This is a genomic window from Chryseobacterium sp., assembly GCF_022869225.1.
Classification (GTDB): domain Bacteria; phylum Bacteroidota; class Bacteroidia; order Flavobacteriales; family Weeksellaceae; genus Chryseobacterium.
Window position 1 is genome coordinate 2,422,158 of the sequence record NZ_JALIHL010000001.1, and the last position, 18,489, is coordinate 2,440,646.

15 protein-coding genes and 1 pseudogene are annotated in these 18,489 nt (G+C 38.4%); 7 read left to right on the forward strand and 9 right to left on the reverse strand.

What is annotated here, in order from left to right; genetic code table 11:
• Positions 1-69: 69 nt before the first annotated feature.
• The 4 genes from MUW56_RS11365 to MUW56_RS11380 form a co-directional block, all read right to left on the reverse strand.
• Positions 70-660 carry a DUF2589 domain-containing protein gene (locus tag MUW56_RS11365; RefSeq protein WP_292013302.1) on the reverse strand — a complete coding sequence of 197 codons (591 nt, stop codon included), beginning with the start codon at positions 658-660 and terminating at the stop codon, positions 70-72.
• A gap of 349 nt (positions 661-1,009) precedes the next feature.
• Complete coding sequence (locus MUW56_RS11370) at positions 1,010-2,047, reverse strand: patatin-like phospholipase family protein (RefSeq protein WP_292013303.1); 1,038 nt, start codon at positions 2,045-2,047, stop codon at positions 1,010-1,012.
• A 193-nt stretch (positions 2,048-2,240) separates the two neighbouring features.
• Positions 2,241-2,741 carry a M15 family metallopeptidase gene (locus MUW56_RS11375; protein WP_292013304.1) on the reverse strand — a complete coding sequence of 167 codons (501 nt, stop codon included), beginning with the start codon at positions 2,739-2,741 and terminating at the stop codon, positions 2,241-2,243.
• Positions 2,742-2,949: 208 nt separating this feature from the next.
• Positions 2,950-3,714 (reverse strand): LexA family transcriptional regulator, encoded by a 765-nt coding sequence (locus tag MUW56_RS11380; protein ID WP_292013305.1) that lies wholly within the window; start codon positions 3,712-3,714, stop codon positions 2,950-2,952.
• 61 nt (positions 3,715-3,775) lie between these two features.
• Here MUW56_RS11380 and dinB point away from each other — a divergent pair, with 61 nt between their 5' ends.
• Together dinB and MUW56_RS11390 are read left to right on the forward strand one after the other, a co-directional pair.
• On the forward strand, positions 3,776-4,924 hold the full coding sequence (dinB, locus tag MUW56_RS11385) for a DNA polymerase IV (RefSeq protein ID WP_292013306.1): 1,149 nt from the start codon (positions 3,776-3,778) through the stop codon (positions 4,922-4,924).
• Between the two features lie 18 nt (positions 4,925-4,942).
• Positions 4,943-8,003 (forward strand): annotated as a pseudogene (locus MUW56_RS11390) (DNA polymerase III subunit alpha).
• A 24-nt stretch (positions 8,004-8,027) separates the two neighbouring features.
• Here MUW56_RS11390 and MUW56_RS11395 read toward each other — a convergent pair.
• From MUW56_RS11395 to MUW56_RS11405, 3 genes are all read right to left on the reverse strand, one after another.
• On the reverse strand, positions 8,028-8,639 hold the full coding sequence (locus tag MUW56_RS11395; protein WP_292013307.1) for a YdeI family protein: 612 nt from the start codon (positions 8,637-8,639) through the stop codon (positions 8,028-8,030).
• A 3-nt stretch (positions 8,640-8,642) separates the two neighbouring features.
• Positions 8,643-9,779, reverse strand: a complete 1,137-nt coding sequence (locus tag MUW56_RS11400; protein ID WP_292013308.1) for a serine hydrolase — start codon at positions 9,777-9,779, stop codon at positions 8,643-8,645.
• Positions 9,780-9,899: 120 nt separating this feature from the next.
• Positions 9,900-11,441 (reverse strand): glycine--tRNA ligase, encoded by a 1,542-nt coding sequence (locus tag MUW56_RS11405; protein ID WP_292013309.1) that lies wholly within the window; start codon positions 11,439-11,441, stop codon positions 9,900-9,902.
• Positions 11,442-11,710: 269 nt separating this feature from the next.
• On the opposite strand from MUW56_RS11405, the gene MUW56_RS11410 reads away from it, so the two are divergent.
• From MUW56_RS11410 to MUW56_RS11420, 3 genes are all read left to right on the forward strand, one after another.
• Positions 11,711-12,766: an alpha/beta hydrolase-fold protein gene (locus tag MUW56_RS11410; RefSeq protein WP_292013310.1), complete on the forward strand. Its 1,056-nt coding sequence runs from the start codon at positions 11,711-11,713 to the stop codon at positions 12,764-12,766.
• A gap of 24 nt (positions 12,767-12,790) precedes the next feature.
• Positions 12,791-13,486: a pseudouridine synthase gene (locus tag MUW56_RS11415; protein ID WP_292013311.1), complete on the forward strand. Its 696-nt coding sequence runs from the start codon at positions 12,791-12,793 to the stop codon at positions 13,484-13,486.
• A gap of 114 nt (positions 13,487-13,600) precedes the next feature.
• A complete protein-coding gene (locus MUW56_RS11420; RefSeq protein ID WP_292013312.1) occupies positions 13,601-14,638 on the forward strand; it encodes a quinone-dependent dihydroorotate dehydrogenase in 1,038 nt (345 codons plus the stop codon).
• Positions 14,639-14,685: 47 nt separating this feature from the next.
• Here MUW56_RS11420 and MUW56_RS11425 read toward each other — a convergent pair whose 3' ends face one another.
• Positions 14,686-15,576: a hypothetical protein gene (locus MUW56_RS11425; RefSeq protein WP_292013313.1), complete on the reverse strand. Its 891-nt coding sequence runs from the start codon at positions 15,574-15,576 to the stop codon at positions 14,686-14,688.
• A 26-nt stretch (positions 15,577-15,602) separates the two neighbouring features.
• Complete coding sequence (locus MUW56_RS11430) at positions 15,603-16,847, reverse strand: DUF445 domain-containing protein (RefSeq protein ID WP_292013314.1); 1,245 nt, start codon at positions 16,845-16,847, stop codon at positions 15,603-15,605.
• A gap of 216 nt (positions 16,848-17,063) precedes the next feature.
• Between MUW56_RS11430 and msrB the strand changes: the two genes are divergently transcribed.
• Both msrB and MUW56_RS11440 read left to right on the forward strand, forming a co-directional pair.
• Positions 17,064-17,600 carry a peptide-methionine (R)-S-oxide reductase MsrB gene (gene msrB, locus MUW56_RS11435; RefSeq protein WP_292013315.1) on the forward strand — a complete coding sequence of 179 codons (537 nt, stop codon included), beginning with the start codon at positions 17,064-17,066 and terminating at the stop codon, positions 17,598-17,600.
• A gap of 119 nt (positions 17,601-17,719) precedes the next feature.
• Positions 17,720-18,475, forward strand: coding sequence for a murein L,D-transpeptidase catalytic domain family protein (locus tag MUW56_RS11440; protein WP_292013316.1), 756 nt, complete (start codon positions 17,720-17,722; stop codon positions 18,473-18,475).
• The last annotated feature ends 14 nt before the right edge of the window (positions 18,476-18,489 follow it).

The window sequence follows — 18,489 nt, forward strand, 5'->3', positions numbered from 1 at the left end:
AATAAGTTTTTTTAATGGATAAAGATTGGTTAAAAGGGATGGCTGCCGAAGCAACCATCCTAAAAGTAATTAAGCAGGATTTGCTGCTGGTGCTGCAGTGGCAACAATAGCATCTTCCAGCATATCCATGATTCTTGAAAGACCCGCAGGCAATTCATCATTAACGGCTCTCACATGTACTCCTAAAGTATATGTTTTTTCTGTCGTAGATGTACTTGAGCTGGTTTTCTTATAAGAAGCTGAAGCATTGAATTTTACTTTCCAAAACTTAGCACTTACGGAAGCACTTCCCTGGAATTCGCTGGCAATACTTTGTGTTTCCACTGAATTTAATTTGGCATTGAAGTCAATCGTCATTTCATCGATTCTCAAGGCCGGAATAGTAAGCATAGAAAGCAGGGGAACGCTTAAAGTAACCTGGGACTGTACTAAGCTGTCATTACCTTCTACTGCGCTGGGAACTGATTTTTTATAGACAAAATCCACATATCTGAGCTTTGAAGCGGTACCGGCTCCATCAGCCTCTTCAAAACCAACTTCTTTGATGAAGTTTACTTGTGACATGGATGCATCATGCTGAGCTTTGATGGCTGCCTGCATAGGCCCTCCGATGTAAACACTGAAATCTAAACTGTTTAATTCTTGTACTAAATTTGCCATAATTCTAAAATTGTTAAGGTTATTAATTGGTTAATAATATATAGTAGTGCTAGCAGACTAATATTTAATATCGGGCAATATATCTCCCGCTCAGTATTGGAGTACTGAAGACTAATTGTTGAAAATCAATTGGGATATTTAAAATTTGAAATACGCTATTCAGCGGTAGTTTCCTTGGTTATTTATGAGTTTAAAGATCGTTCACTAAAGCGTCAAAACTCGTCGTATTATATTTATTTTCAATTATTTTTTATAATACCATAGTTAGGGCTGCGGAACTTACATTCTAAAAGAGAATTTTAATATATAAGCTTTTGAACTTATATTGATTTGTTATAAGCTTAAAAGCTTATATTTTGTTTTTGATGAGTTTTTGTACAATCTGATTTAAGATCTCTCTGTTGTCATCAATATAGCTCAGACCGGCCTGGATCAGGTTTTCAATATTGGACCGTCTTACATTATCCATGGCCGGAGAAGCATTTTTCAATGACGGGTTCAGACGGTAATAATTTTTCTGATTTCTTAACCCCAAGGTCTGAAACATCTGGGTCAGCTGATAATCTACCGTTTCTGCATTGGCAGACATGAGAATATCAATGATAGGGCTTACCCAGCCTATTTTTCCTGCCTTTTCTAATCTTCTGAAAGAATAAGGCCTTGCTTCAATTCCTGTTCCGATAGAGATCATGATCATGTCGTTCACTCCGGGATGGTTGGCTTTCTGATGATTCTTTAAAACTTCTGCAAAAGGGATTTTCCTGGCTTCTGCATAGGCACAAAGAGCGGGATTGTTAGCAAACATCCCACCATCGATCAGGCTGAAAATTTGTCCGTACATAGATTTGATCTGTACAGGACTGAAATAGGTAGGCGCTGCTGAGGTTGCCCTACAAATGTCTTTTACATAAAAATTGTCAGTGCTGAGGCTGGCTTCCCAGGAATTGAAAAGTTTAGCTCTTCTGTTCTCTATATCATAGCTTGTGATTAAACAAGGTTTTATCAGTTCTTTTAATTCTAGATTTCCAAAAAAATCATTTAAATTTTTCTCAAGTGCTTCCTGGGAGATTTTTTCATTCAACAGGCCAAATGGATTGACCAGTTTTTCCCAAAAAGAAACCTGGAAGATGTCGCCGCCCTTTTCAGCGTACAATTCTAACCCTTTCTGGATAGAATATTTTGCTTTTCGGACTTCATCAGGGCATAAAATGATAGAAGCAATCAAACCTCCCGTACTGCTGCCTGCGATCAGATCAAAATAATCCCCGAGTTTGGCACTCGGTTTATCATAGTACTGGAGCTGTTCTTCTATGTAGCGTAGAATAATACAGGTGATAATTCCCCTTATTCCACCCCCGTCCAAAGAAAGAATGGTTGTCTTTTTCATGTGATATTTTTAATTGTTTTTTTAAAAGGACACATGCCATCTTAAATTCATAAAACCAACTGCTGTATGAGCGGAAAATTGGATTTAAAATTCAGATTTCATTGCTTTTTCAGTCGTTTTTTCTATAAAGCAAAGGTAGGCGGGGAAAGCGACAGAACTTGTCGTATTATAATTAATTTCAAATAAAAGAGAATTAAAAAATAATATAATTCTGTGAATCTTTAGGCATCTTTAAAAGCGTTCTCCAACTGGTTTTAACCGTATTTTGTCCTGTTGGAATATTCTTTTTTTCGAAGTGGGGAAGATCCTTGAATGTTTTCCAGTTTCCACCCCAGCCCCAGCCATATCTGGCAAAAATTTTCACACATTCATACCAGTCGGCTACCTGATCATTGTCCCAGTCTTTGGCGGTATCCCAGCTTGCTGTTTTTCCGTTAATGATCAGGCAGATGTCTACGGCAAGTCCGTAATTGTGGATGCTTTGTCCCGCTTTGGCATTGGTCACTTTTTTTCCGGAAGTAAGTCTTCCAAGGGCATAGAGCCTCTCCTGTTCTTCAAAAGATCTCAGTCCCTGGGTGATTCTGATTTTTGCTTTTCCTGTCAGTGCTTTGTCACATTCTTTAATAATCTGCTTCACTTCATCTCTGATGAGCGGATGAAGGGTCTGAATTCTCTCTAATGTTACTTTGTCCATAAAATTTACTATTATGAAGCAAATGTATAGAGGGAAGGCGACGAAACTTGACGTATTTTATTAAAAAAATTTATATACATGAAAATTTCTCGATGGGATGGAAGGATATTGTTTTTGAAGATAAAGTTAGATGGAATATACGGCAAAACATGTCGTGTTTTAATATTTTAAGGGGTTAAGACAGGATAGTACTGAAATGATGTTTTCCCTACCTTAGCAACCTGTTTTCCAAATTTCTCATTGTCTTTTTCAAGTCTGAAAATATATCGTTCAGCTCTACATTTTCCTGAGTAGGTTTATAATCTTGTGGTAAAATCCCCCGTACATATTTCCATATTTCTATAAGGTCTTCAAAAGCAATATCATAGGATGGATAAAAAGAATTGTCAGAAGATACGGTTATGGATGTCTTGTTTTTAGCCAGAAATGTTTTGTAGGTAATCCCGTCAGGAGTGACAAAAATATATTGTTTGTTGGGTTTTAAATCTTCAATTTTTTCAACATATTCTCCAATAACACAAGACCCATCTGCAAAAGGAGGCATAGAGTCCCCATCTGCTAAAAAACCTCTATATTTTCCGTTGGTTAAGAACGGTAAATACATCCTTTGAAGCCCTTCAATGTATTCAGGGTCAGCGTACCCTTTTAAATAACCCATTGAGGCTTTTTGAGGGACGATTTCAATGAAGTTGTTTCCTTCATAATCAACCATAACCGGCAGAACAATTCTGTTATCGGGAAGCTTAAGTATATCATCCAATGGGTATTTTCTGATATCAACAGATACCAGAAGGTCAATACTGATATTGAAAAATTTGGAAATCCTGATCAGGATTTCAATCGGAGGCTCAGATCTTCCATCTTCGTAAGAAACATACCGGGAGCGGGTAAGCTTTAAAGTATTCGCTAACTCTTGTTGAGTTTTTTCTTTCTTACCTCTTAAAAAGCGTATGTTATCAGAAAAAATTGACATTGTTACAAATTATAACAACAAAAATACGAATTTTGTTTAAAAACGTAACTAATTTTGTAACGTGAACCGGGCAATTGTACATATGGATCTTGATACGTTTTTTGTATCGTGTGAGCGGCGTAATAACTCGCAGCTTGATGGTATTCCTTTAATCATAGGAGGCGGTGATCGTGGAGTGGTGGCCTCATGTTCCTATGAAGCAAGAAAATTTGGTGTTCGTTCTGCAATGCCGATTCGAATGGCTCTCAGGCTCTGTCCTGATGCAAAAGTGATCCGCGGTGATCATGAAATGTATTCTAATTTATCACATACCGTAACCGAAATTATTCAGGAAAAGGTTCCATTGATGGAGAAAGCAAGCATCGATGAATTTTATCTGGATTTATCAGGGATGGACAAATTTTTTGGCTGTTATCAATGGACAAAAGAAATTGCAGAGACCATTACTAAAGAGACCGGGCTTCCGATAAGTTTTGCGCTGTCAACCAATAAGACCGTTTCAAAAATCGGAACAGGAGAAGCAAAGCCTGTGGGAAGAATGGAGATAAAGGAACTGGAAATTAAACCGTTTTTAAACCCTTTATCTATTAAAAAAATTCCCATGGTGGGTGATAAGACCTTTCAGTTGTTATCAAGAATTGGCATCCGGACGATACATACATTGTCTGAAATGCCGGTACTCATTCTCCAGCAAATGATTGGAGTCCATGGGAAAGAACTTTGGAAGAAGGCCAATGGAATTGATGAAAATCCTGTGGTTCCTTATTCTGAAAGAAAATCTATATCTGCCGAAAGGACTTTTACCTCTGATACGATGGATATTATAGAGCTAAAAAGATTGATATCCGGAATGGCAGAACAGCTGGCCTATCAGTTGAGACAGGAGAAATGGCTGACTTCAACGGTAGTTATTAAAATACGGTATGCCAATTTCGATACGGAAACCAAGCAGTGCAAAGTATCTTATACCTCCGCAGATCATACCTTGTCCAGAGTTGCATTAGATCTCTTTAATAAAGCCTATACAAGGAGAATGAGACTTCGCCTGGTAGGCTTACGGTTTACGGGATTGGTACACGGAAATCATCAGATGAATTTATTTGAAGATACTGAGGAACAAATGAGTTTGTATCAAACGATGGATTATATCAAGAGCCGTTTCGGTACTGATGCTGTAGGGCGGGCATCGGGTTTTGATTTCGGAAAATAAATTTTAAATCTTTTCAATATGTTTATTAATTGTCATTCTTTCCACAGCCTCCGCTACGGAACTTTATCAATTGGGGAATTGGTAAGGCAGGCACATGAATTAGGAGCCAAAGAATTGGTGCTGACTGATATCAATACGGTGACCGGAATTTATGATTTTAAAAAAGCATGTGAAGACTTGGGCATAAAACCTATTCCCGGAGTTGAAGTCAGGAAGGAGGGTAGACTTCTTTATGTGGGTATTGCCAGAAAGTTCTCGGGTATAGGAGAAATCAACAAAGTGATCACAGATCATAACTGTGATGATATAGAACTATGTGAAGTCGCTCCTGAATTTAAGGAGGTACTTGTTGTGTATCCAATGAGTAATATTCCCTCAGAATTGAAAGACAATGAGTTTATAGGAGTCAGAATAGACGAATTGAATTTTCTGATACGTCCCGAATATGAAAAACATATTTCTAAAATGGTTGTTCTTCATCCTGTTACTTTTAGCACGGAGGAAGAATATGAACTGCATAAAATTCTCCGGGCCATTGATAACAATACCTTGCTGTCAAAATTAACAAAAAGAGAAGTGTGCCGTACCTCTGAATATTTTATTGCTGAACAGCATATTGTAAAGGCATTTGAAAGATATCCCCCAATTATTGAAAATACTAAGGCCATTCTTGAGCAGTGTAATTTTGAATTTGATTGCAAAGAAGTTAAGAACAAGAAGTTTTACACAAAATCTAAAGAAGATGATTTGAAACTTCTCAGTAGGCTTGCCTATTCAGGGTTGGAAAAAAGATATGGATTGAGCCATGATATTGCTAAAAAAAGAGTGGAAAAAGAATTAAAAGTCATTGACGAACTTAATTTTTGTTCTTACTTTCTGATTATATGGGATATTGTACGATATAGTAACAGTATGGGATTTATGCACGTAGGGCGTGGAAGCGGAGCAAATTCTATTGTCAGTTATTGTTTGGGAATCACTGATATTTGTCCATTGGAGCTTGATCTTTATTTTGAACGGTTTCTCAACCTTAACCGTAAAACGCCACCGGATTTTGATATTGACTGGAGCTGGCAGAATAGAGATACAATATTGGAATACATCTTCGACAGATATGGGAAAGACCATGTTGCTTTTTGTGGAACTAATGTCGAATTTAAATACAAATCAATTTTCAGGGAAATTGGAAAAGTATTCGGTTTACCCAAGGAAGAATTGGATGACTTGACAAGCAAATCAATGGAAAGGCATGATCAAAATTCTGTAGTGAAGTTGGTTCAGAGATATGGTAAGCTATTGGAAAAGTTCCCTAATCAAAGAAGTATGCACGCCTGTGGAATTCTGATCTCAGAAGAACCTATCACCCATTATACAGCTTTGGAAATGCCGCCCAAAGGATTCCCGATTGTTCAGTTTGACATGAACGTAGCAGAAGACATTGGATTGGAAAAATTTGATATCCTTTCACAGAGAGGGCTTGGGACAATTAATGATACTGTGAATCTCATTAAAAAAACGAGAGGAATAACAGTGGATATCCGGGATACAAAATTATCCAAAGATGAAGAAAAATCCAATGAGTACCTGGCTATAGGAAGAACTATTGGGTGTTTTTATATAGAATCACCGGCAATGCGTGGCTTGCTTAGAAGATTAAAATGTGGAGACTACAGAACATTAGTCGCTGCTTCCTCTATTATCCGCCCCGGAGTTGCACAAAGCGGAATGATGCGTGAATACATATTCAGGCATAACCATCCGGATAAATTTGAATATTTCCATTCAGTATTCGAAGAGCACTTAAAAGAGACTTATGGTATTATGGTATACCAGGAAGATGTCATAAAAATTGCGCAGTATTTTGGAGGGCTGTCATTGGCTGATGGTGATATTTTACGGAGAGCAATGAGTGGAAAAGGACGCTCCATTAAAAAGCTTCAGGAGGTAAAAGCTAATTTCTTTGCATTATGTAAAGAGAAAGGTCATTCGGAGCTAATGACTACTGAAGCGTACCGGCAAATTGAGTCTTTTGCCGGATATTCTTTCTGTAAGGCCCATTCAGCTTCTTACGCTGTGGAAAGCTATCAGAGCCTTTATCTGAAGGTATATTATCCGTTGGAATTTATGGTTTCGGTAATCAATAATCAGGGAGGTTTTTACCGTACCGAAGTGTACATTCATGAAGCAAAAATGTCCGGTGGAAATATTCAGACTCCCTGTGTTAATACCAGTGAATATCAAACAAACACTGAAAGGAGCCGATATTTACCTGGGCTTGATGCTCTTGGAAGGATTGGAGACAAGAATAGCTCATGGAATTGTTGAAGAACGTGAACGAAATGGAGACTACAAATCATTAGAAGATTTTATCAGACGTATTCCCATCGGGATTGAAACAGTGCAAATCCTGATTTTTGTTGGTGCATTCAGGTTTACCGGAAAACCAAAAAATGAATTGCTTGTTGAGGCGAGGATGGTATTAGTGAATTTTAAACCTGAATACAGAGGACTCATGCTGATTGAAGAACCTGTTCAGGAATTTAAACTCCCACAGTTAAAGAGAGAAAATTTTGAAGATGCTTTTGATGAAATTGAGCTGATTGGTTTTCCGGTTTCATGCAGTCCATTTGATTTGCTGCAGACTAAATACAGGGGTTCTGTTTTTGTAAAAGATTTACTGCAATATCATAAAAGGCAGGTGAAGATGCTGGCGTATCTTATTGCAAGAAAACACGTCCCAACCAAAAGAGGAACGATGTACTTCGGAACCTGGATCGATGTGAATGGTGATTATTTTGATACGGCGCATTTTCCGGATAGTTTGAAAGAGTACGATTTTCAGGGAGGCGGTTGCTATTTACTGCTGGGAACCGTGGAAGTTGATTTCCACTTTCCAACGATAACGATTCATAAGATGGCTAAAATGCCGATGATTCCTGATCCACGCTATGCTTATGATAAAGAAAAACAATTTGATATCCACCGGCAAATTAAAGAGGATGTAAGTATGACTTTTAGGAAGCCTTATCCGCAGGCCCATGAGATTGGATTGCCAAGACATCAGATAAAGCAGCTCTAATGAATTTTAAAATATATTTATATTCTATTTCCTCTCATATTTCCAGTTCCTCCCTTTTCCCTCCGCGATCCATTCTAAAGCCTGTTTCATTCTTTTATTTTTGGTAGCTTCTGTTTTGGCTTCCGCGATCCAGGTGATGTATTCCTTTCTGAATGATGGTGACGCTTTTTTAAAAACATCCAGAGCTTTTGGATGGATCTCTAAAGCCGTTTGAAAATAATCGGGAATTTCCATCTCCGTTTTGGAAGGAGCGGCTTTCTTCATGGTCACTCCCATATCGGTAAGATCCATGGCTTCTTTAATGGCTTTCTTAAGCTGAGGTTTGGGAGGAAGATCTTCAATCCTGGTGATTTTCCCTAAGCTGAACATTGAGTTTTTTTCAATATTCCGGGTAATTTCCTGCATAGTTTTCATTTCCTTTTCCAGCCAGAATCCAAAGGTACAGTGCTGCTTGAATGAAGCCATAGCACAAAGATTTTTCCCTTTGTAAATAAAATGGGGGAAACTCCACTTCATGGTTTCTTCTGCATCCGGACAGCATTCATGAACGGTTTCACGGATATAGTGTAAAATAGGTTGGGCAAAATCCTTGGACTTTTCAATATAAGCATCGATAGTAGGGCTGTATTTCTCCATTGTTTATGATTGAAATAATTGTACGGTTTCGTTGACCAGGAATTGTACCTGATCAGGTCTTCCCCGGTCGTTTTTAGGGTTATTGGAATAGCTGCCGGTTCTTACAATGACCATATCATGCTCCGGAACCATAATGATATACTGTCCCTGTAACCCAAGGAAGTAATAATGTTTAATGGGATTGTCATGATTGATCCAAAGTCCCAGTCCGTAGATCCTTTCAGATTTTTCAGTAGGGGTTCTCATCATTTCGATAAAATCAAAGTTAAGGATCTGCTGGTCGCCCGCCTTGCCGTCATTCAGAAATAGCTGCCCCAATTTTGCAAAATCTCTAGCATTGGAGTGGATACAGCAATAGGTCTTCTCCATTCCATAGCTGTCGGTGCTCCATTTGGCATTTTGTTCCATTCCGAGCGGAATCCAGAACTTTTCAGACAGATAGGCGGCCAGGGATTTTCCCAATGCTTTTTTTAGCGCAAAGCCAAGCAGTTGTGTAGATCCGCTCTGGTATTCAAACTTCGTTCCCGGTTCCTCTTTAAACCTTCTTGAAAATACGGCTTTTACAAGATCTTTCCCATAATAGGCTTTTGCATTGGGAAGAAACGGATTGTTATAATTTTCATCCCAGTCAAGACCCGCCTCCATTTGAGCCAGATTCTTAAGCGTCACCCTATCCCCGAAAGCTTTTTCTTTAAGCTCAGGATAAAAGCCGGAAACTTTTTCATCAATACTGGTAATAATACCTTCTTCGAGTGCTTTACCCAAAAGCATGACCGTTACAGCTTTTGCCATAGAGAAAGAATTGGTCTGAGATAATTGATTATAGCCGTCCCAATACTGTTCGTGGAGGATTTTTCCCTTTCTGATAACCACAAAGGCGGCTGTTTTGGACTGTTTTAAGTTGTCAACTAAATATTTAGGTAATTCTCTCTGGTTGTACTCAGAATCTTCTTCCCAGAGCTCAGGCGTTTCTGTAACAATAGGATTGCTTGAGAAAAGGGCTCCATCATCAATATGGGCGCTTAATTTGCCTTTAAGATAAGTTTTGGAAATTCCGCTGAACAGATAGTCATATCCCAGAAAATAAGCTGCCGCTGCACCTGCTGCCGCTCCGCCTATCATGTACTTCAGTATTCTCATATTCTTGTGAATGGGTCTCCAACAAATTTAAAATAATTTTAAATAGAAAAGAGGAAATATAGAATGAAATAAAACTGATGATGAAAAATAAAAAAGCCCTGAAAAATCAGGGCCTTTAAATTATATTTTAGAAAGTAAATTTCTGAAGTTGGTCTTTTCATCAATGATCCTTCTCAGTTCGGAAACAGGAACTCTTTCCTGCTGCATCGTATCTCTGTCTCTTATGGTTACCGTATGATCAACAAGAGAATCGTGGTCCACTGTGATACAATATGGTGTACCAATGGCATCCTGTCTTCTGTAACGTTTTCCGATGGCATCTTTTTCTTCGTAGAATAAGTTGAAATCATACTTCAGGTCATTGAAGATCTTCTCTGCATATTCGGCTAAACCGTCTTTCTTCATCAACGGAAGAATAGCCGCTTTAATTGGGGCTAAAGCCGGAGGTAAAGATAAAACCGTTCTTTCCGAACCGTCTTCCAATACTTCGTCTTTTAAACAATGTGAGAATATGGAAAGGAATAATCTGTCTAAACCTACGGAAGTTTCCACCACGTAAGGAACATAGTTCTCATTTCTTTCCGGATCGAAGAACTGTAGCTTTCTTCCTGAGAATTTTTCATGAGCTTTCAGGTCAAAATCCGTTCTTGAGTGAATCCCTTCCAGTTCTTTGAACCCAAATGGGAAATTAAATTCAATATCAGCGGCAGCATTCGCATAGTGGGCCAGCTTCTCATGATCATGGAATCTGTAATTTTCATTACCCAGTCCTAAAGCCAGGTGCCAGTTCAGACGTTTTTGTTTCCATTGCTCATAAAATTCAAGTTCCGTACCCGGAGCTACGAAGAACTGCATTTCCATTTGTTCAAACTCACGCATTCTGAAGATAAACTGTCTTGCCACGATCTCATTTCGGAAGGCCTTTCCAATCTGTGCAATACCGAAAGGAAGCTTATGACGGGAAGTTTTCTGTACATTTAGGTAATTCACAAAAATACCCTGAGCCGTTTCCGGTCTTAAGTAAAGATCCATGGCACTGTCAGCAGAAGCGCCCAGCTTTGTTCCGAACATCAGGTTGAACTGTCTTACTTCCGTCCAGTTTTTGGACCCTGTATCAGGATCCGCGATCTCAAGTTCTTCAATTAAAGCTTTTACATCAGCAAGATCTTCATTTTCTAAAGATTTTGCCAGTCTTGAAAGAATAGCCTCTCTTTTCGCTCTGTATTCCAGAATTTTTGGATTCGTAGCTTCAAATTGGGCTTTATCGAAAGAATCCCCGAACCTTTTCGCCGCTTTTTCAATTTCTTTATTCTCCTTATCTTCAATTTTAGCACAGTAATCTTCTACCAGAACATCTGCTCTGAAACGTTTCTTAGAATCTTTATTATCAATCAATGGATCGTTGAAAGCGTCTACGTGGCCTGATGCCTTCCATGTCGTCGGGTGCATAAGGATTGCCGAATCAATACCCACAATATTCTCGTTAAGCTGTACCATAGCTTTCCACCAGTATTGTTTGATATTATTTTTAAGTTCGGCCCCGTTTTGTCCATAATCATAAACAGCGGATAAACCATCATAGATCTCACTAGAAGGGAAAATAAACCCATATTCTTTAGCGTGAGCAATTACTTTCTTGAAAACATCTTCTTGCTTTGCCATAATTTTTTACGTCTGATGTGCAAAAATAGGAAATTGGATTCCAAAATCATGAAATTCAACAAAAAAAGCAGTAAATAAAAGCACCATTTTTCGCATTCTACATTTCCAGGAGCCGGGAACCTGCTTTTCGCTATATCTTTTGCTCTGCTTCGCTCCGCAAAAGGATGCCGCTGCAATCAGGGCTAAATAGAGGGGAAGATCAATTTTTTTATCTTTATTGTCTTATTTTGAGACAATTTATCGACATTTGATGTACTTAAAATTTTATCATGAAAAAATCCGGATTTCCCATTGTACTGTTTATTTTGCTGGCCCAGCTGGTATGGGGGCAAAAAATTCCTGAAGGAAAAGTGGTTACCACTTATATTACAGCTAAAACCTTACAGAATAGAGCAGGTGAAAATCCCAAACGCAGAGTTACGGTATATCTTCCGCCGGATTATGAAAAATCTTCAAAAAGATATCCTGTTATCTATTATTTGCACGGCTTTTTCTGGAGTGACAGTTTGCTGGTAAGCAGTGATAAGATGAATCATATTATTGACCGTGCCATCAATTTGAAAAAAATAAAGCCGGTTATTATGGTAATGCCAGATGAAAGTACAGTCTTCAAAGGAAGCTTTTATGCCAATTCAAAATCTTCGGGAAACTGGTCAGATTTTACTTCGATTGAGCTGGTGGATTGTATTGATAAAAGGTACAGAACGATCGCCCATAAAGACAGCCGGGGAATCTCAGGACATTCCATGGGAGGAAATGGGGCTTTGAGAAATGCCATACTGCATCCGGAAGTTTTTTCCTCTGTGTATGCACTTTCTCCGGGAATTCTTGATGCTCAATATTTTGCCATGACAGAAATTGATCTCTATAAAAATGCAAAAAATATCACAGAAATCAAGGATCTTTCAAAACCTGAAAATGCAAGGACAAACATTATTTTTGCCATAGCAAGAGCGTATAACGGAAATGAAAATACATCTCCTTTTTTTGCAGATTTGCCATTTTCCTTCGACGGAGAAAACCTGAAAATAAACGCTTCTATTGCTGAAGAATTAAAGAAAAATTCAACTTCGGAATTGCCTTTTTCGCACTACGAAAACCTTAAAAAGCTAACGGCTATAAAATTGGACTGGGGAAGAAATGATGAATTGGAACACATTCCTCCGACTTGCATGAGCTTTAGCAAAACATTGGAAAACCTGAAAATAAAACATGAAGCCGAAGAATATATCGGAACACACGGAAGTGAAGTCAGCAAAGAAAACGGAAGAATAGAAAATCAAATGTTGCCTTTTTTTAATGGGCATTTGAAGTTTGAAGAATAGTGAGAAAACATCTACTTTTGCCTCATGTTAGAAATTCTTTATCGCGATGAGCATCTTATTGCCATCAACAAACCCAGCGGACTACTGGTTCATAAATCTTTTTATGCAGGAGAAGCCGATACTTACGCAATCCAGAAGTTAAGAGATCAGATCGGACAATATGTTTATCCAGTGCATCGTCTTGACAGAAAAACTTCAGGGGTTTTGTTGTTTACCCTGGATAAAGATACGCTTAGAATCATGAGCGACCGTTTTGCAACCCGGGAAGTGGAAAAAAAGTATATCGCCATTCTGCGAGGCTGGACGAAAGAAGAAGAAACAATCGATTACGACTTGATTAATGAAAATGAAGTGAAGCAAAATGCAATTACTTATTATCATCTTTTGCAAAAATCAGAAATCAATTTACCTTTTTTAAAACATCAGACTTCAAGATACTGCTTAGTAGAAGCTATTCCTGAAACGGGAAGAATGCACCAGTTGAGAAAACATTTTAAACATATTCTGCATCCGATTTTAGGCTGCCGTAAACACGGCTGCAATAAACAAAATAAATTATGGCTGCAAACTTTTAATATGACAAAAATGATGCTTCATGCCCATCAATTGATTTTTAATCATCCTGTTACCAATGAAAAGATAGTGCTCAACGCTACCATAAACGAAGAGTTTAAAAGAGTGGGAGATATCCTGAGTTTTGATCTGAGTTCATATTCTTAACGTTCTTTGCCTTCTCAGCCTTACTTTCTTAGCCAATGCTGTCATCTTTAGCCTCAATCTTACACTGATTAATTCTCAATTAAAATCCGTATCTTTGTACTCCAAAAACAAGGCATGTACAAATCGCTCATTCGTCCAATCCTTTTCAAATTTGACCCGGAAGATGTTCATCACTTTACTTTTTCGGTACTCAAAAATTTTGGATTTCTCACCCAATTATTTTTTCCGAAACCTATTGAAGATAAACGTCTGGAAAGGGAAGTTTTCGGATTAAAATTTAAAAATCCTGTAGGATTGGCCGCCGGTTTCGATAAAAATGCCGTTTTGTTCAACGAACTGGGAGATCTGGGTTTCGGGTTTGTAGAAATCGGAACGGTAACACCAAGAGCCCAGGCCGGAAATCCTAAGAAAAGATTGTTCCGCTTAATAGAAGATGGCGGAATCATCAACAGAATGGGGTTCAATAATGATGGCCTTGAAGCTGCCATCGAAAAACTGAAATCCAACAAAGGCAAAATAATCATCGGTGGAAATATCGGAAAAAACACCGATACAGGCCCTGAAAACTATACCCAGGATTATCTTGACTGTTTTGAAGGACTCCACCCGCATGTCGATTATTTCGTACTGAATGTGAGCTGTCCGAATGTAGGAAGCCACGCCAAGCTTGAAGATGTAGAATATCTGAGAGAGCTGATTACGGAAGTAAAGAAAATAAATCAGTCAAAATCTGTACAAAAGCCTGTATTGCTGAAAATTGCACCGGATCTTAATTACCAGCAGCTGGATGAGATCATTGAACTGATTGCAGAAACGAAAATAGACGGAGTAATTGTGTCCAATACTTCGGTAAACAGAGAAGGTCTGAAAACTTCACCTGAAGTTTTAGCACAGATCGGAAACGGAGGCTTAAGCGGAAAACCAATCCGTGAGAGAAGCACAAAGATGATCAGATACCTTTCCGAAAAAAGTAACAGAGCTTTCCCGATTATCGGAGTAGGAGGAATACACTCTGCAAAAGATGCGATGGAAAAACTGGATGCGGGAGCAAGCCTGGTGCAGCTGTACACCGGATTTATCTATGAAGGCCCGGAACTGATCAATGAAATCAATCAGGAGCTTTTAAAAAGAGCCGGCAGATTGCCACGATAAAAAACAGAAGGGAGCTTACAGCTCTCTTTTTTTGTTTTAAACCTTCGTTACTTTGTTTTATGGGCGGAAGCATTATTGATATCCACAGTCAGCGTATATGCAGATGAAGAATAGGATTTTGGAATTTTAAACTGAAGCAGATTGGGATCTTTGGCCTTTATCTTCCGGGTTTCAGATATTCCTTCCCGGCAGCTTTCCGTCAGGTATTCTTCGTAATTTTTATAGTTCCAGTCCCGGGTAAAATATAATACCCTGTAGCCCTTTTCTCCATCGCTGGCGCCACACATTCCACAGAAATTAAAATTGGAAACTTCCTCAAAATAAAGCAGGATTCTGTTTCCCTGTTCTCCGGAAGCATAGGATATTAACTGATTGCCGCCGGCCCTGTTAATGAAATCATAGGTGTTGATCTTTTTGTTACCCGGTAAAATCAGATAATTGTTATACCGGTAAATCATATCATTCCCGGTAAAAAGTTTTGCGGGATGAACTTTTTTATTCAGATAAAAGTGTCCCGATATCGTATTTTCTTTCGGGATAGGCTGTTCAAATATAAGAGCTTCCTGAGGCTTCAGTTTCTGTGCGATTTCATTCGTCTGTTCTATGGTCTGCCTGGAAGTGATCTGTTCCCTGAACATTTTAGAATTCAGCTTTTGTTTACTTCCAAAATTATAAAGTGACAGATTACCATAAAAATCGTAGATACCGGTTAAGGGGATTTTTTTCTGATACCTGTCATAATAGTACCATCCGTCTACATAATGCTGATACTGATCACAGTCTACAATGCCTGTATAGCGGAGCTGAATGGTCACAGGAACTCCTGCGATTTCTCCTTTGAAGGTCTGGGAAGAATCTGTTACCTTTTTTAATTCAATCTTTTGACTTTTACCAGACAAAAAAAAGGAAAGGAAGAAAAGAACAAAAATTTTTTTCATGGTGATGAGGTCATCAGTTTAGTTTTTTAAATAAAGAAATGAGCAATCGTATAAATAATCAATCCTACAAGACCTCCTACCAAAGTTCCGTTTACCCGGATAAACTGCAGGTCTTTTCCTACTTCCAGTTCCAGTTTTTCACTCAGCTCTTTTCCCTGCCAGTTTCCAACCGTTGTGCTGATGAGGTTCCCGAATTGATGCGTATTTTTAAGAATGTATTTATAGGCGGTTACCCGAACCCAGTGGTTAATTTTATTCTGAAGATTTTCATCTGTCTTCAAATTCTGTGAAAATTCGTTCAGATTTTTATAAAGGTAATTTTTCAGCGCTGAATGTTCTTCCTGAAGCTCCGATAGTAATGTTTTTTTGATAGAAATCCAGATGTCATTGGAATATTCATCCAATTTATCATTTTTCAGAAGTCCGTTTTTGATGGTTTTAAACTCATCTTCCCATTTGGGATCTTCTTTCAGATCAACAGAAAATTCATGAATTTTTTGAGTGATCAATGTTCGGACTTCATGCTCCGGGTTTTCCTCAATTTCCCTGAAGAAATCAGAAAGTCCGTCTGCGATCTTATCTGCGATTTTATTATCCACAAAAGAAGGGACGAAAGAGTAGCTGCCCTTCTTGACGCGGTCTTTGATCATTTCATCATTCTCAAGAATATACTCCTTGATCTGTTTTGAAAGATTGGTGATCATTCTCTGGTGATCATTCTTTTCCAGAATATAACTGATTCCGTTTCCTACCACTTTGTTCAGCTTGATATCATCCGTCATCTCAGAAACTTTTTTACTGATAAACTGGCTCACTGAGGCATCATCAAGCTTGCTGAGAATATCCAGGACAATATCCGAGAGGTTTTTAATTAAAATATCCTGGTTTTTCTCTTTGCCGAGCCATTCCCCAACAAAGTTTGAAATCTTTATTTTCTGGATATAAGGACGTATATTCTGAGGCGAAAGAAAATTGCTGACGACAAAGCTTCCCAGATTGTCACCCAGCCGCTGCTTGCTGTTTTCAATCAGGTTGGTATGAGGGATAGGAAGCCCAAGCGGATGACGGAATAAAGCGGTCACCGCAAACCAGTCTGCCAGAGCCCCTACCATAGCTGCCTCGGCAAAAGCACGCACATAACCGATCCAATGGGAATTATTAGATTTCTGTAAAATTGTGGTCACAATGAAAATCACGGCCATCAGCACAAATAATCCAGTCGCAAATGCCTTGTATTTTCTAAGCTGTTTTCTTTTTGCTTCGTCATTCATATTCTCAAATTTACTAAATTTGGCTATCAAACTATTTAATATTTAACCCACAAAAGACATAAAAGTTTTGTTGTAAACACTTTAGAACACTTAAGTAAGTTTAGAATGATCCCGTGGAGGTTCACATAAGAAGAAAATCAAAGATCTTCAGAGACTATAGTGCTTTACATTTCTTGTCACTTTTTGCGGGTAAGATATAAGAAATTAAAATGTACGATGAAATTTTTAGTTTCAATCATTATATTAATTTTTCTGCAGGCATGTACGCAGAAACATCAACCTATTAAAATTACTTCTATGGAGAATACAGATGCAAAAAACAATCCATACTATTCAAGAACAGATACCGCCAAGCTGAACATTTCTAATGAAGAATGGAAAAAAATCCTGGCGCCGGATCTTTATGCAGTTGCCAGGGAAGCGGCCACAGAAAGAGCTTTTACCGGGAAATACAACGAATTTGATGAGGTGGGAGATTATTATTGTGCCGTTTGCGGGCATCATCTGTTTCGTTCTACATCAAAATTTGCAAGCAGCTGTGGCTGGCCCAGTTTCTTTGAAGCAGATAAAGAAGGTGTTTATTATAAAAGAGATCAATCCTACGGAATGGACAGGGTGGAGGTTCTTTGTAAAAGATGTGATTCCCATTTGGGACATGTTTTTGATGACGGTCCCAAGCCGACAGGCCTAAGGTATTGTATGAATTCCGTGAGTCTGGAATTTGTTCCGGATTCTCAAAAACAGGGTGTTTAATTCACGAAATCAGGACGTTAAAGTTTCTTAAATTGAGTTAAACTTTGTAGAGTTATAACCGGCTGACAGCTATGTTTTTATAATTTTGCCCCACTAATTTGGAATTAATATATTATTGAATGAAAGGATTTTATAGCGTATTAGGCCTTGTATACATGGTGACGACTTCATTCTATCTTTCTCCGGGACTGGCGGCGAAGAATGAAAATGTGAATACAACAAAAACAGAAAGAGTAGCCGACACGAAATCTGAGAAGAATGCTGAAGCCGTATCTTCATCAGAAGTATTATACCACTCAATTGCATTTGACCCTGAACATGAATTGAACTATGAGGTGTTCTCAAAGGCATTGACAGGATTTGAAAATCTGAAGAAAGCAGGATTGCTTACCGGTGACTCGCATTTATTAACGATCTGCGATTTTTCTATGTCTTCCAATACAAAAAGACTTTGGGTAATCGATCTTAATGAGAAAAAAGTATTGTTCAACTCATTAGTGGCACACGGAAAAAATACAGGTGAAGAATTTGCGACGAATTTTTCTAACAGGGAAAGTTCGTTGCAGAGCAGCTTGGGATTTTATATTACGGATGCAACCTATCAGGGTGACAATGGATATTCTCTGAAGTTATTGGGAATGGATAAAGGTTTTAATGATGCTGCTTACAGAAGAGCCATTGTCCTGCATGGGGCAGATTATGTAAGTGATGGTTTTGCTGCCATGCACAAGAGGATCGGAAGAAGCTGGGGATGTCCTGCGGTACCTAGAGATCTGACACAACCGATTATCAACACCATAAAAGGAAGAAACTGTCTGTTCATTTATTATCCCGATCAGGATTATCTTTCCTCTTCGGAATGGTTAAAAGCATAAGATAAAAGCAGTCG